The organism is Paraburkholderia phenazinium (genome assembly GCF_900142845.1).
GTDB classification, from domain to species: Bacteria; Pseudomonadota; Gammaproteobacteria; order Burkholderiales; family Burkholderiaceae; genus Paraburkholderia; species Paraburkholderia phenazinium_A.
This window is the reverse complement of sequence record NZ_FSRU01000002.1, coordinates 742,439-756,249: the sequence shown is the minus strand read 5'-3', so window position 1 is coordinate 756,249 and position 13,811 is coordinate 742,439. Positions and strand designations below refer to the sequence as shown.

Here is a 13,811-nt window from a genome sequence, read left to right as displayed (position 1 = left end):
CTTCACTCGCCCTTCACTCGCCCTTGACCTCCGGCTTGAGCGAGAGCGGATCGGTCGGATTGCGCTGCTGTTCGATGTCCTCGTGGCGCAGATGCACGGTCGGCAGGATCGCCGGGTGCGTGATGATGTAGAAGCGCCCTGCTTCGATCGCCTCGAACGTGAGCTCCGCGACATCCTTCGCGCTGAGCTTGCCCGACTGCACGGCCCGCTGCAGTTGCTTGCCCGCGGCGAGTTGCGAGCGGGTCGGCGCCGCGTCGTTACGCAAGGTCTCGGGACGGGCGCGTTCGGCGTTGGCGATGCCGGTCGGCACGAAGGCCGGACACAGCAGCGAACACCCCACCTGTCCGCCCGCGTTCTGCAGATCGTGATAGAGCGTCTCCGTCAACGAGACGACCGCGTGTTTGGAGGCGTTGTAGATGCCCATCGCGGGCGGCGACAACAACCCCGCCACCGAAGCCGTATTGACGATATGCGCCGGCTCGTTCTGCCGCAGCATGATCGGCGTGAACACGCGCACGCCGTGCGCGACGCCCATCACGTTGACGCCGAACACCCACGCCCAGTCGTTCGCCGTGCCTTCCCACAGGAAGCCGCCGGCGCCCACGCCCGCGTTGTTGAACAGCAGATGAATCTTGCCGAACGCGTCGAGCGCCGCCAGCGCCAGCGCTTCGACCTGGGTGGCGTCGGCGACGTCGGTCGGCACGCCGATCGCATCGGCGCCGGCCACACGCAAGGCCTCGACGGTTTGCGCAAGCGCGGCGCCATCGACGTCGGCCAGCACCAGCTTCATGCCGAGCGCCGCGCCCTGTTCCGCAAACGCGCGCCCAAAGCCGCTCGCCGCGCCGGTGATGACCGCCACTTTGCCTTCGAACTCGAACATCAGGTGTCTCCGCTAGTGTCCTGAACGCGCAACGTCAGATCAGCCTGACCAGTTGCTTGCCGAAGTTCTTGCCTTTGAGCAGGCCGATAAACGCCTCGGGCGCCCGTTCGAGCCCCTGCGCGATGCTCTCGCGATAATGCAGTTTCTTTTGCGCGACGAGCGTGCCGAGTTGCGTGAGCGCTTCGGGCCACACGTCCGGATGCTCGCTGACGATAAAGCCTTGCACCAGCAAGCGCTGCGTGAGCAACAACGCCGGACGCTTGAGCGGCAGAGGTTCGCCGTCGTAGTTGGCAATCATCCCGCACAGCGCGATGCGGCCGAACGCGTTCATCCGCGCGAGCGTTGCGTCGAGCACCTCGCCGCCGACATTCTCGAAGTAGCCATCGACACCCTCCGGCGTCGCCGCCTTGAGGTCCTGATACAGATTGCCGGCCTTGTAGTCGACGCAGGCGTCGAAGCCGAGGCTCTCGACCACATAGCGGCACTTGTCCTCGCCGCCGGCGATGCCGACCGCCCGTGCCCCCGCCAGCTTCGCCAGTTGCCCGACGACGCTGCCGACCGCCCCGCTCGCCGCGCTGACCACCACCGTCTCGCCGGCTTTGGGCGCGATGATGCGGTTCAGCCCGTACCACGCGGTGACGCCCGGCATGCCCACCGAGCCGAGATAGGCGGAGAGCGGCACATGGGTGTCGTCGACCTTGCGCACGCCAGTGCCGTCGGAGGTGCCGTATTCCTGCCAGCCGAACATCGCGACCACCTTGTCGCCCGCGGCGAACTTCGGATGCTTCGACTCCACCACTTCGCCCACGGTGCCGCCGATCATCACTTCGTCGAGCGGCTGCGGCGCTGCATAGGACTTGCTGTCGTTCATGCGACCGCGCATGTACGGATCGAGCGACAGATAGTGATTGCGCACGCGAAACTGCCCTTCCGCAAGCGGCGCCAGCGGCGTTTCGACGAGCCTGAAGTTGTCCGTTGTGGCCGCGCCTTCCGGACGCGAGGCAAGCACGAGTTGACGGTTGATCTGGGTCATGACGATCGTCTCCATAATTTTAGGTAAGGCCGGCCACCGGTCGACGTGCCGCGCGGGACGTGCGCATTGGCACGTCCCGGCGCCGCCATCAACCGTCGCTGGGACCGGGTTTCGCGGACGGGTCGCTGCGCAGACGCTGATGCGTCACGTCGCGGCCCACGGCAAGACGCCGCATGTACTTGAAAGTGCCGAGCGCCTTGGCGACGAAATGGCCTTCGCTATCGCGGATCTCGCCTTCGCAATAGGCCATCGTAGTCGAACGATGCAGGACGCGCGCAGAAGCGCGCAACTCGCCGCGCCCCGGCTGCATGAAGTTGACCTTCATTTCCACCGTGACGACGCCGACGCCGTCGCCCGCCAGACTGCGCGCGGCCATGGCCAGCGCGACGTCGGCGAGCGTCATGGTCACGCCGCCATGGGCGACCGCCCACGTGTTCATATGGTCCGGCGCGAGCGGCAGAACGACTTCGCTGACACCGTCCGCGGCGGACACCAGTTGCACGCCGAGGAGATCGACAAAGGGACTTTCGAGCACGGCCAATGCGTTGGGGGCAACGCCGGGCGCAGCGGGAGCCGCGGCGGAATGGCCGGACTCCGGGTGGCCGGCCTCTTTCTGCGAATCAGTCATTGCTGCGTGTCAGACGACGTAGTCGACACATTCGCGCGTTTCACGCACCGCGCCGACGAAATCCTTGAGCGCCAGATGCGTGGGATGAACCTGGTAGGCGTCGAGCGCGGCCTTGTCGGTGAAGTCGGACAGCACCACCACGTCATAGGTCGATTCGAGACCCGGCCCGGCCAGCCCCACTTCGAGGTGCAGGATGCCCGGGACGATGTCGCGGCAGCCTTCGAGCTTTTCCTTGAGCTTGGCAGCGTTTTCCGCGCGGCTCGCGCCTTGTGCCGATTCCTTCAGTTTCCACATGACGATGTGTCGAATCATGGTGTTGCTGGCGGTGCCCGCCAGTCCGTAAAGAGAGAGTTAAGGTGCTTGCCCGGCTTGCCTCGCGGCGTCGTTCAATACCCACGCTCCAGAGCAGGGCATTGACAGACGCATGGATCAGGCAGGCTGAGGCAACTTCCAAGCCTATCAAACTTACGGACTGAGGGGGTCGTTATGTTGAGGCGAAACTGGGGGACTTGAAGCGATGGTGGCGAGACGGTGGCGGCGGTACCCGCGCCGGTACCGCCGCTCAGGCGCTGAATCAGGACGACATCACCATGGGATCGTTTCGTTTTCCCAGCGCGTGAACGTCCCGGTGGGACCGTCCGGACCCAGCAGCGCGACGCGCACCGCTTCGCGAGCGGACGCCGACCCCGCATCCGTGCTGCGGCGCGCTGTGATAAAGCCAGCGGACGGTGCATTCGCGGGATTTGGGCCGTTACGAGATCGCTGCCAGTTGCCGCGCGTTACCCTTTTACCAGAGCAGGCCTACCGTGCTTGCCGTCAAGTTACCAGCGATAGTGATGTTATTCACCCGCACGATCGGGCTGTGTTGCGCCAAATGAGAGGAGATTGATCCGAACGCTGGCGAATGGAGGATTCCTGCGAGAGGGCCAATCAGATATTTCCTCACTGTTAGCAGTCTCACCTGCGTTATTACAGCCAGATCGCGGTCGCAGTGTCTGTTTCCGCGTTCGCAAAATCCAACAATTCGCATAGACTTTGCCGGTTCGCCACCTCAGCCATCGATGCCGGGTCTAGCCCACTCTTCGTGGTTGCCTGTTTTCATCGTTTGGTGAATGCAAGCTTTCTCGACCCCGATCATGTAGAGGCAAGGTGATGCCTTTTTGCGAAGCTCCGCAGATTTTAGACGATCGCCTATTGTTCGCGTTTCGGCGACCTCGGCGATGACTCACTGCAAAACCATCGGCAACTTTTCCTATTGTGCATCTTGCAAAAACTCGCGTAGACATCCAGAATTTCCGAAACTGCACGAAATTGACCGAGAATCATAACGATAAAGGACCAAAAAATGGATTTCATCGACCAAGTCAGAGCTCTTGCGTCCCGTGTGGCGCTTGCGAAGGATATGCTGCAGACTGAAGAGGCAACCAAAAACGCAATGGTCATGCCGTTCATCCAGCTACTGGGATACAACGTATTCGATCCCCAAGAAGTAACACCGGAGTTGATAGCCGACGTCGGGACGAAAAAGGGCGAAAAGGTTGATTACGCGATCCTGAAAGATGGGCAGCCCATTATGCTGTTTGAGTGCAAGAAGAGCGGTGGCGATTTGCATATCAACCATGCAAGCCAGTTGTTTCGCTACTTTCATGTGACTGAGGCACGATTTGGCGTCCTAACGAACGGTATTGTTTACAGATTTTTCACAGACCTCGAAAAAGCAAACAAGATGGATGACAAACCATTCTTCGAGTTCAACATCCTGGATTTCCGAGAGCAGGACGTAGAAGAACTGAAGAAATTTGCCAAGGCTACGTTCGACGTCGAGACCATACTAACTACAGCGAATCACCTCAAATACACCCGATCGATCCAGAACACGCTGAACGAATGGATGACCAATCCTCCAGAAGAGTTTGTCCGCCTCGCGTCGGCAGAATTCCTAGCAGGAAAGCAATTTAGAAACGCGGTGAAGGACCTTTTTACGCAGGTCACCAAGCAGGCATTCCAGCAGCTCGTGAGCGACAAGATCAATGAGCGACTCAAGGGCGCAATGACGCCTGAGCCAATAGCCGCTCCCATAACCCAACCTGCTCTGGAGGCATCCCCTGATGGTGAGGAGGTGCTTGCGCCCTCGGAGGCCGAATTAGAAGCGTTCCAAATTGTCCGTGCGATCCTTCGCCCCTTGGTGAAACCGGCGCGGATTTCCATACGCGCTGCGGCAAGCTACTGCGCTGTTCTGTTTGACGACAACAATCGCAAGCCGATCTGTCGATTGCGGTTCAACAACGAAAATCGACTTGTCATTGGACTGTTCAACGGAAGCAAAGAAGAAGAACGAGTGCCCATCACAAGCGTCGACCAGATTTTCGATTTCGACGACCGCCTGAAGGCGTGCGTGGGGGCGTACGTGAAGGCCGATACAACGAAGGAAAATACTGATGATGTCGCTGCGGTACGAACCGTATAGCTCTGCCTGACGGATACGTTCGCGGCGTTGCTTAAAGGCAAGAGTCCCCAAACGAAGATCGGTCGCAACGCGCCGGGCTCTTGCGGTAGAGGATTCAAGTACAAGAAGTACTGCCAACGCTAGTTGGGTAGCTCGCTCTTGTTCGCATCGGCAGAAGTTACGACTTGACCTGATGCGCCGGCAGTGCGTGAAAGCGGGCTGGTCAACGGTCCGTCGGCCAACCGTTTCGGACGGCCCTCGCTTTGGCTGAAGTTGCCTTCTATCGTCGCACCGGACTTCTCAAATGCGTTGTGCCCCTTGGCTAACCTATTGATTGCATTGAGGGCGCAAATTTGGGGCATTTCCCCCCGCCATCCCCAAACGGCCGGAATCTAGCATTAGATCGGCCTGGCTTACGCACCGGCACACCTTGACCAAAGTCTTGGTGACGGAGAACCTGGACGCGAGACTTCTTGACGGACCGTCCATGCATGGGGTGCGCGCGTTGGCTCACGTTGTCGCGATTAAACTGGATATCGGAAGCGCATCCCAGACGGGCTCTCCATGAAATTGCCCCACAATCCCCAAACTGACTGATCGGCTGCTAACGCAGCAAACACCCAAAGCGCCGCAATGTTCAGGGCCGGCACAACCAACTGGACAGGGTCGAACGAGGTCTGCCGGTTAAGGTGGATGGCCACTGTGAGTTCATCAGAGTCGACGTATTTCGTCAACGCGTCGACCGTAGCTTGCACGGATGCCTTCGAATTTAGATCAACTGGAACTACTTCTTTGATTTGGACGGGAGCCAGATGTTGCTTGCCTTCCGTGACCCACGATGCAACAAAATCATAGTCTTGTGACTCCCCCTTGCCGACAAAGACCTTCTGACCAAGTCGCTGGGACATCCCATGACAGAATATTGCCGCCTCACGAAGTTCCCTAAACTCCCTTAGGCTGTTGGTTCGTAAACTCTTAATTTTCTTGGGAGTATTCGACGTCGCGATCCGCGATTCAACTTTCCGGAAATCCTTCAAGAGACGTACTGGATCTCGATATTCAAGCTTCTGGGCAAAGCGCAGCCATGCACGATCCATTTCAGAGCCTTGCAGGAACAAGTCAAAAAGGAAGAATAGATGCTCGACACCCCAATTACACTTCAATTGCCTCATGCGGTAAAGGGCTTGTGGACCGCACAACAGGAGCTCGCAAAACACTATGCAGACACCGGCCTGAAGTTCACTCTTGATGGGCGACTCGTTGGCGACATCGCCGAGGCACTGGCTCTACATCACTTCGATCTGCTGGTCCCAGAAAAGCGCACGGGGGGCGTCGACGCGCGCACAAGATCAGGGAAGACCGTTCAAGTTAAGGCGACAGGGAAGCGCAATACCGGTCCGGCGTTCACACCAGGCAAAGGACGCGCTGACTACTTGCTTTTCTTCGCCCTCGACTTCGAAAGAAGCGTGGCCGTCGTTGTCTACAACGGTCCTGAGGCGCCAGTCCGTGCGATGCTACCAGACAAATGGGAGGGTACGAAGGTGCTTGCTCTTGCAGGCATCCACGCTCTCGCGAAGCGCGTAGCGATCTCGGACAGGATTCCCCAATCCCCGGCAGTCGATCGCACCGTCGAATACGTGAGTCATACGTTTGCACGTTGAGGACAGCTCGCCGTTCGTTTGATTCCGGGCCTGCACGAAACCGATCGGTTACGTGCACTCCTCCAGACCATGCACGAAATTTAGGCTTCAAAATCCCGCCGCTTATCCAGAAGACGCCGGCATTTCGAGAGAAGACACGGGCGATCTACAAACCTTCGCAAATGCGATTGTCGAATATGTCTACGATCTTGCTGATCGCTATGACGAATTCAAAACCCGTGCAGAGAACCGGGCGAAGCGTAAAAGGTCCTAACCGTGCGGTGCAGAGCGTCCACCGAACTAGAGCGCCTCGCGGTCGGGTAGCCCAAGGTTTGCGCCTATCAAACTTACGGACTGAGGGGGTCGTTATGTTGAGGCGAAACAGGGGGACTTGAAGCGATGGTGGCGAGACGGTGACGGCGGTACCCGCGCCGGTACCGCCGCTCAGGCGCTGGATCAGAATCAGGACGACATCACCATGGGATCGTTTCGTTTTCCCAGCGCGTGAACGTCCCGGTGGGACCGTCCGGACCCAGCAGCGCGACGCGCACCGCTTCGCGCGCGCCCTCCTCGACCGTCTCCGTGCCCGAATAGCCGTTGAGATTCGTCCGGGTATAGCCCGGCGAAACCGCGTTGACCTTGATGCCCTCCGGCTCCAGTTCGAGCGCCATGGCGACGGTCAACGCATTAAGCGCCGTCTTCGATGCGGGGTAGACAGGGCCGAAGATCGCCCGGTAGGCGAAGGCCGGATCCGAGTTCGTCGTGAGCGAACCGACGCCACTCGATACGTTGACGATGCGGGCAGCCGGCGCTTCACGCAGCAGCGGCAGCATCGCCTGGTACACGGCCAGCACGCCGAACACGTTGGTGTCCCACACTGCGCGCATTTCGTCGAGTGAGACGTTGCTCGGACGGGTCGTCTTCGAGTACGCCTCGACGGACTGACCGGGCTGCTTCCTGGTGTTCGAGATGGCCGCATTCTGGATCAGCACGTCGAGGCGGCCAAATTCGTTGCGCACGCGCTGTGCCGCGGCCGTGATCGAAGCGTGATCCGTCACGTCGAGCTGGAGTGCGTGGGCCTGCGGTCCGACCTCGGTGGCCGCAGCCTCGCCGCGCACGAGATCGCGCGACCCGACCAGCACCGTGAAGCCGTGGCCCACGAGATCCTTGGCGATCTGAAGACCGATTCCCTGATTAGCCCCGGTGACGAGAGCGACGGGTTTATCCTGCATGGCAATCTCCTGGTGGTGTTGCGCTGTGTTGCGTGGTGTTGCGCTGTATTGCTCGGAAGCCGGTTTTGCTTCTCGCGTCAAAGCGGTGACGCCGGCCGCTCAGCGACGCTCGGCCGCCCATGCTTGCGCGTCGGCGCCGGCCGGAATGTGCAGCGGCGATGACGGGTCGGTCGCCGCCCGCCACACGGCTTCGGCGACGTCCTGTGCCCGCGTGACCGGGGCAGAGGTGTCCCCTAAGTGCGCCATGACCTGCTTGACGAGCTCGGCGTAGGCCTCGTGGTCGAAGCCGTGCATGTGGGCGCGCGCGTTGTCGCCAAACCGGGTGTCGGGCGCACGGCCCGGCAGCACGAGGCGCACCCGCACGCCGAATGGCTCCATCTCCAGCGCCATCGACTCGGTGAACGCGTTCACGGCCGCCTTGCTTGCGCGGTACGCGGCGATCAGCGGCAGCGCCCTCAGCGTCACGCTCGACGTGACGTTCACCACGACGCCGGCCCCGCGCTGCCGAAACTGCGGCAACACCGCTTGCGTCAGCGCGATCGTGCCGAAGGTGTTGGTTTCGAACAGATCGCGCACCGTCGCAAGCGGCACGAGTTCGGCCGGCGACGCCGCGCCGAAACCCGCGTTGTTGACGAGGACGTCGATCGGGCCCGCGGCCTCGACCGCCTCGCGAATGCTCTGCGGATTCGTGACGTCGAGCGCCAGGACGCGCAGACGCTCTGAAGGCGGCAGCAGGTCGGCACGGGGCGTGCGCATCGTGGCGATGACCTGCCAGTCGCGGGCAAGGAAGTAGCGGGCGATCTCAAGGCCGAATCCGGACGAGCAGCCGGAGATCAGGACGGTTGGCATAGGTACTCCTGTGGGGGTGGATTGCGTATGCCCCTACGATAGATCGCCGAGTCCGTACTTGCTACAATCAATCATCCGAATTTCATTTGCAGGAGTCCGGCGATGATCGATCCACTGGCCGAAGTGGTCACGCTGCTGCAGCCGGGTGCCCGGTTCTCCAAACTCGTTCTCGGAGCGGGCGCCTGGCGCGTCAGCCGCTCCGATGCCGGCGAGCCGTTCTATTGCGCGATCCTCGAGGGTGGCAGCCGCATTGCAATCGACGGACACGAGCCGATCGCGCTCCGGTCGGGTGACTTCGTCCTGATTCCCGCGGCTTATGGCGTCGCGATGTCCAGTCTCGAGCCGCCGCCAGCGGACGTCGAGACGGCGGCACCCGTCGCGCTGGGCAACAATGAATTCAGAGTCGGCGTCCCGGACGGCCCGGCCGACGTGCGCATGATGGTGGGCCACTGCAGCTTCGGTTCGCCCGATGCGTCGCTGCTGGTCTCGCTGCTGCCGCAATTCGTGCATGTCCGCGGCGAGCAGCGGCTCGCCACGCTCGTGCAACTCGTGCGGGACGAGTCGCGCGAACAGCGGCCCGCGCGCGAGGTCGTGCTCGCACGGCTGCTGGAAGTGCTGCTCATCGAGGCACTGCGCTCTACAACCGGAACCCACGCATCGCCGGGCCTCGCGCGCGGACTCGCCGACGGCCGCCTCGCGGCCGCGATCCGCGGCATGCACGCGCACCCGACCCGCGCGTGGACGGTTGCCGAACTGGCGAAGGAGGCTGCGCTGTCGCGCTCGACCTTTTTTGAGCGCTTCAGCCGAGCGGTCGGCATCGCGCCGATGGAATATCTGCTCACCTGGCGCATGGCGCTCGCGAAGGACCTGCTGCGCCGCAATGAAGGCCGTATCGCCGAGATTGCGCAGCGCGTCGGCTATAGCTCCGCCAGCACCTTCAGCGTCGCCTTCACGCGGCACGTCGGCCGGCCGCCGACGCAGTATGCGCGCGAGGAACAGGCGGTTGCCCCCACCTGAAACGCAAGCACGCTTCCGCCACCTTTGATACGCTCACGCCTGCCTGACCATCCGCTTACAACGACCCCGTCACACATGAACATCGCTATCGAAGATCCCGCCCAGCCCGACATCATCGCCCTGCTCGAACATGGCGACGCAGAAGCCGCGAAGCTTTATCCGGCGGAGAGCAACCATCTCTTGCCGCTCGATTCGTTGCGCGAACCTGGCGTGCTGTTTCATGTCGCCCGCGACGCCGCCGGCGAAGCGCTGGCGACCGGCGCCGTGGTCCTGAAAGGCGATTGGGCCGAGATCAAGCGCATGTGGGTGGAGCCGCAGGCTCGTGGCCAGGGACTGTCCAAAGCCATCCTCGCGAAGCTCGAGCATCAGGCGCGTGCGCACGGCGTGCGCTGGCTGCGTCTGGAAACCGGCATCGACAGCCATTCGGCGCTCGGTCTCTACGGCCGGGCCGGCTTCGTTGCCCGCGAGCCGTTCGCGGACTACCGGCCCGATCCGTTGAGCGTTTTCATGGAGAAGGATCTGCTGCAACGCTAACGCAGACCGCTTCCAGCCCGTCCGCGTACCCACCAAGGTCCCCGCTCAGCGTCCGAGGAAAACATCCCGGTAGGCGCCGTAGATCGACAGCATCGGCACAGCGGTCAGAAGCGGCGTCAGCACCAGGGCGCGCAGCGCCAGCGGCACCATCGGTGCGAACAGCACGGCCACCGTCATCGCGGCGAAGTACATCAGCGTCACAGGCCAGTTGCGTGCGGCACCGCTCAGGCTTGCGATCATCGCGTCATGCGGGGTCATGTCGTGCAGCATCACCAGTGCCGGCGCAAAGCAGGCCGAAGCAATCGCGACCGCAAAGATCGACGCGCCGAGCAGCGATTCAAGCGCGCCGCGCACGCCGTGGTCGCCACCGTAGCTGATCGACAGGTTATGCACGCCGCTAGATGTGACCGAGGCGTTCAACGAAACATGGAACGTCGCCAGCAGGATCACGTAACCGACGGCAACGATCGCCGCGCCGTACAACCCGATCACGCACAGCGCGTTGCTGCGCCGCGCCAGCGCCGCGAACGCTTCGCGCAGCGACACCGGCTGGTCCTTCGTGGCGCCGTCCTGAATCACCATCAACCCACCCACGACGAGCGGCGCCAGCAGCACCGCCAGCGGACGCAACAGCGGCAGGAACACCAGCGCGGTCGCGAAATCGGCGCAGATCAGCAACACGCTGAGCCACAGCACCGGCTGCACGCCGGCGGCACGCAAGCCGCTCATCAACCAGTCGGCAATCCGCAGGGGATTGACTTCTCTTCCACCGGAAAAAGGCAGTGCCGGGACACGATGGAGACGGGTTTCCTTAGAAACGTCGCTCGGATAATCGATGTTCATGACGATTTCCTCTTTTAAAGCGAAAAGTGGTTATACGGACTACTAAGGGTTCAGATATCCGGTACTTCGGTATTCGGGTACTTCCCGTGCTTCTTCAGGACGTCTGCTGGCGGTCGAGACTCGCCGAGACGACGTCGATTTGCCGCTTCACGTAGCGCGCCATGCCGCGCCAGGTAATCCGCGTCAGCCAGATGCAGAGCGCAAGACCGAGCAGACCGATGGGCAGCATCACGATCGCGTAGGTGTACTTGCCGTCCGATCCCGCCACCCGGATCACGTTGTGACCGTCGTTGATGGCAACCTTGCCGTCGGCGATGTCCACCGTGTCCTGGCCGCTATGCGCCGTCAGGTGATGGGTCTTGCCCTGCTCGTCCTGCTCGAGCTTGACGTTGTCGCCGTCGTCGCTCGAAATGTCCCAGACGCCCGACTTGGGATCGGTGCTGGAACGCACGAACGATACTTTCTCGTCGTCGTCTTTCAACTCTAGCGTCACCACTTCGTCGCGAGCGATGCTCCACGTACCGTCGTCGCCCCTCTTCAGCAGATGCCGGGCAGCGTCGGACGAACTCTCGAAGCGGAAGTTGTCGCCATCGTTATGAATCTCGATCGAGCCGGAGCGCGTCACCAGCTCCAGCTTGCTGTCGTCCTGCAGATTGAAGACGAAACGGTCGCCCACGATCTTCAGGCTCTTCAGATTGCCCGGCGTGTCGTCGTCGCCATCGTCGTCCGCATCCTTCGTCTCCGACGCGCCGGCCGCGGCAGCATTGGCGGGTGCGCTGGCGTTGGTGTCGATGTTGAACGACACCGTGCCATGTCCGGGCTTGCCGAAGAAGTGATGACCGCTCAAGGCGAGCACCCCAACCAGCCCGGCGATGGTCAACCCCGTGGACACAACGTAGCCGACGGTGAGAATGACCAGGTACACCATGAACGGCACCAGCAGCAGAACGTTCAGCAGGCCCAGCGCGGAAATCGACATGATCACGCGAACCAGGTTGCTGAACGACCGGCGGTCTTGCCACTGACGGTAATTCGCCTGCGCCTTCAGTTCGCGAGCGAGCTTGACCGGGTCGCCGAGGGCCGCGACCACCTCTTCTTCGCGCCGCCCGGCGGCAAGCGCGTCGCCGATGTACTCGCGATAGTCCGCAATGATTTCATCGACCGCATGCTTCGGCAGACTGCTCAATTCCTGCCGTAGCGCTTCAATGAATACTTCCTGCTTCATGGGTTTTCCCCTGGGTTCATTTTTATGCCGGATTGTCCAAGCACGCCGTTGACCTCATCCACGAAACTGCGCCATTCGTCTTCCATCTCCAGCAGACTGCGGCGACCGGTTCCGGTCAGCGAGTAGTATTTGCGCGGCGGCCCGGAGCTCGATTCGACGAGGTAGGTCGACACCCATGCCTCGGCCTGCAGCCGGCGCATCAAAGGGTAGATCGTGCCTTCGCTGATTTCCATGGTTTCAGCGAGCGTCGACACCAGCTCGTACGCGTAGCTATCCCCTCGGGCCAGGACAGCCAGTACGCACATATCGAGCGTTCCTTTTTTTAACTGCGTTTTCATCACATTCCACGGATTGTAGTGTGCGTTGCAAGGTACCGTGCTATGCACTGTCACCGGGCGGACTGATGGCCTCGGTGACCATGGCTGAAATGTAGCAGGGTCTACTGTTTTATGCAAGGTACCGTTTTATACATATCTCCGGATCGTGGTTTTAACCCCGACACAACGCGATCATGCCCCATCAACTCTCGCCCAGCGCCTCGATCGTCGCGTCCAGCAAGGCCCGCAGGCGCGCCACCCGGCGCAGGTCGCGGTGGTAGCCGAACCAGACGTCCCGGCCCGGCGGCGCTTCGCCCAGATCGATACGCCGCAGTCCGGCGGTCGCGTCGCCGAGCAGGCACGGCAGCACAGCAAAACCGCCGCCCTCGGCACACATCCGCGCCTGCGCGCCACGGTTGTTGCTGCCGAACGCGATCCGCGCGTTCGGCAGCATGCGTTTGGCCCACGCCACGTCGGGCAGCGTCCCGAACGCGCTGTCCATCGTGACGAGCGTGTGGCCCTCGCCGTCGCCTGCTTGCGGGGCGACGAGATCCTGACGTCCGTACAACGCGTACTCCATATGCATCAGCTTGCGCTGGATGACGCCGGCCTCGTCGAACGGTGTGATGCGGAACACCAGATCCGCCTCGCGGCGCGCCAGGTTGTAGCGGTGCGAATCCGTCACCAGTTCGATCGACACGCCCCGCTGCCCGGCCAAAAAACGCGCGAACACCGGCGTCAACACGTGGATCCCAAACCAGTCCGACGACGACACGCGCAGCAAGCCCGTCAACTGGGCGTCCTTGCCGGCCAGCGCGCGGGTGAAGCCAAGCGCCTCCTCTTCCATTCGCTCGGCATAGGCTAGTACCGCCGCGCCCTCGTCGGTCAGGACGAAGCCGTCGCGGGTGCGCTGGAACAGCGCTTGCCCCGTCGCCTCCTCGAGCGCGCGCAGACGCCGGCCCATCGTCGGCTGGGTCTGGCCGGCTTGCCGCGCCGCCGCGCCCAACGTGCCAGCCCGGGCAATGGCCAGGAAGATGCGCACGTCGCTCCAGTCCATCTCGCGCCCAATCATTTTCGTTTGATTCCCATGCATCGATGTTGATTTACATGCTGTTTCGCATGGACGAGTATGGACTTTTCGCAGCGCCGACTCAACCGCAACGGAGA

15 protein-coding genes are annotated in these 13,811 nt (G+C 61.9%); 4 read left to right on the top strand and 11 right to left on the bottom strand.

All coding sequences use genetic code 11. The features are described 5' to 3' along the window. Window positions 1-13 precede the first annotated feature (13 nt). The 4 genes from BUS12_RS20570 to BUS12_RS20555 form a co-directional block, all read right to left on the bottom strand. Window positions 14-880, bottom strand: a complete 867-nt coding sequence (locus BUS12_RS20570) for an SDR family oxidoreductase (protein ID WP_074298793.1) — start codon at window positions 878-880, stop codon at window positions 14-16. 34 nt (window positions 881-914) lie between these two features. Beyond that, on the bottom strand, window positions 915-1,913 hold the full coding sequence (locus BUS12_RS20565) for an NADP-dependent oxidoreductase (RefSeq protein ID WP_074298791.1): 999 nt from the start codon (window positions 1,911-1,913) through the stop codon (window positions 915-917). An 88-nt stretch (window positions 1,914-2,001) separates the two neighbouring features. Next, window positions 2,002-2,448, bottom strand: coding sequence for a PaaI family thioesterase (locus tag BUS12_RS20560; protein WP_074301602.1), 447 nt, complete (start codon window positions 2,446-2,448; stop codon window positions 2,002-2,004). Window positions 2,449-2,550: 102 nt separating this feature from the next. Further along, on the bottom strand, window positions 2,551-2,853 hold the full coding sequence (locus BUS12_RS20555) for a Dabb family protein (protein WP_074298789.1): 303 nt from the start codon (window positions 2,851-2,853) through the stop codon (window positions 2,551-2,553). A 1,033-nt stretch (window positions 2,854-3,886) separates the two neighbouring features. Here BUS12_RS20555 and BUS12_RS20550 point away from each other — a divergent pair. After that, window positions 3,887-5,008, top strand: a complete 1,122-nt coding sequence (locus BUS12_RS20550) for a type I restriction endonuclease (protein WP_074298787.1) — start codon at window positions 3,887-3,889, stop codon at window positions 5,006-5,008. 503 nt (window positions 5,009-5,511) lie between these two features. On the opposite strand, the gene BUS12_RS20545 is transcribed toward BUS12_RS20550, so the two are convergent. After that, window positions 5,512-6,084 carry a hypothetical protein gene (locus BUS12_RS20545; RefSeq protein ID WP_074298784.1) on the bottom strand — a complete coding sequence of 191 codons (573 nt, stop codon included), beginning with the start codon at window positions 6,082-6,084 and terminating at the stop codon, window positions 5,512-5,514. Between the two features lie 39 nt (window positions 6,085-6,123). Here BUS12_RS20545 and BUS12_RS20540 point away from each other — a divergent pair, with 39 nt between their 5' ends. After that, complete coding sequence (locus BUS12_RS20540; protein ID WP_074298782.1) at window positions 6,124-6,648, top strand: DUF6998 domain-containing protein; 525 nt, start codon at window positions 6,124-6,126, stop codon at window positions 6,646-6,648. A gap of 452 nt (window positions 6,649-7,100) precedes the next feature. Here the strand turns inward: BUS12_RS20540 and BUS12_RS20535 are convergent, their stop codons facing one another. Both BUS12_RS20535 and BUS12_RS20530 read right to left on the bottom strand, forming a co-directional pair. Beyond that, complete coding sequence (locus BUS12_RS20535) at window positions 7,101-7,859, bottom strand: SDR family oxidoreductase (RefSeq protein ID WP_074298780.1); 759 nt, start codon at window positions 7,857-7,859, stop codon at window positions 7,101-7,103. A 99-nt stretch (window positions 7,860-7,958) separates the two neighbouring features. Further along, a complete protein-coding gene (locus BUS12_RS20530; protein ID WP_074298778.1) occupies window positions 7,959-8,708 on the bottom strand; it encodes an SDR family oxidoreductase in 750 nt (249 codons plus the stop codon). A gap of 102 nt (window positions 8,709-8,810) precedes the next feature. Here BUS12_RS20530 and BUS12_RS20525 point away from each other — a divergent pair, with 102 nt between their 5' ends. Further along, window positions 8,811-9,725 (top strand): AraC family transcriptional regulator, encoded by a 915-nt coding sequence (locus tag BUS12_RS20525; protein WP_083640530.1) that lies wholly within the window; start codon window positions 8,811-8,813, stop codon window positions 9,723-9,725. Between the two features lie 75 nt (window positions 9,726-9,800). Beyond that, entirely contained in the window at window positions 9,801-10,259 is a 459-nt protein-coding gene (locus BUS12_RS20520; protein WP_074298774.1) for a GNAT family N-acetyltransferase, read from the top strand. Between the two features lie 45 nt (window positions 10,260-10,304). On the opposite strand, the gene BUS12_RS20515 is transcribed toward BUS12_RS20520, so the two are convergent. The 4 genes from BUS12_RS20515 to BUS12_RS20500 form a co-directional block, all read right to left on the bottom strand. Further along, a complete protein-coding gene (locus BUS12_RS20515) occupies window positions 10,305-11,102 on the bottom strand; it encodes a BPSS1780 family membrane protein (RefSeq protein ID WP_074298772.1) in 798 nt (265 codons plus the stop codon). A 94-nt stretch (window positions 11,103-11,196) separates the two neighbouring features. Then, entirely contained in the window at window positions 11,197-12,327 is a 1,131-nt protein-coding gene (locus BUS12_RS20510) for a DUF1700 domain-containing protein (protein ID WP_074298770.1), read from the bottom strand. Further along, window positions 12,324-12,665, bottom strand: coding sequence for a PadR family transcriptional regulator (locus BUS12_RS20505; protein ID WP_074298769.1), 342 nt, complete (start codon window positions 12,663-12,665; stop codon window positions 12,324-12,326). The genes BUS12_RS20510 and BUS12_RS20505 overlap by 4 nt, the downstream gene beginning before the upstream one ends. A 181-nt stretch (window positions 12,666-12,846) precedes the next feature. After that, complete coding sequence (locus BUS12_RS20500) at window positions 12,847-13,701, bottom strand: LysR family transcriptional regulator (protein WP_437123877.1); 855 nt, start codon at window positions 13,699-13,701, stop codon at window positions 12,847-12,849. Window positions 13,702-13,811: the final 110 nt, after the last annotated feature.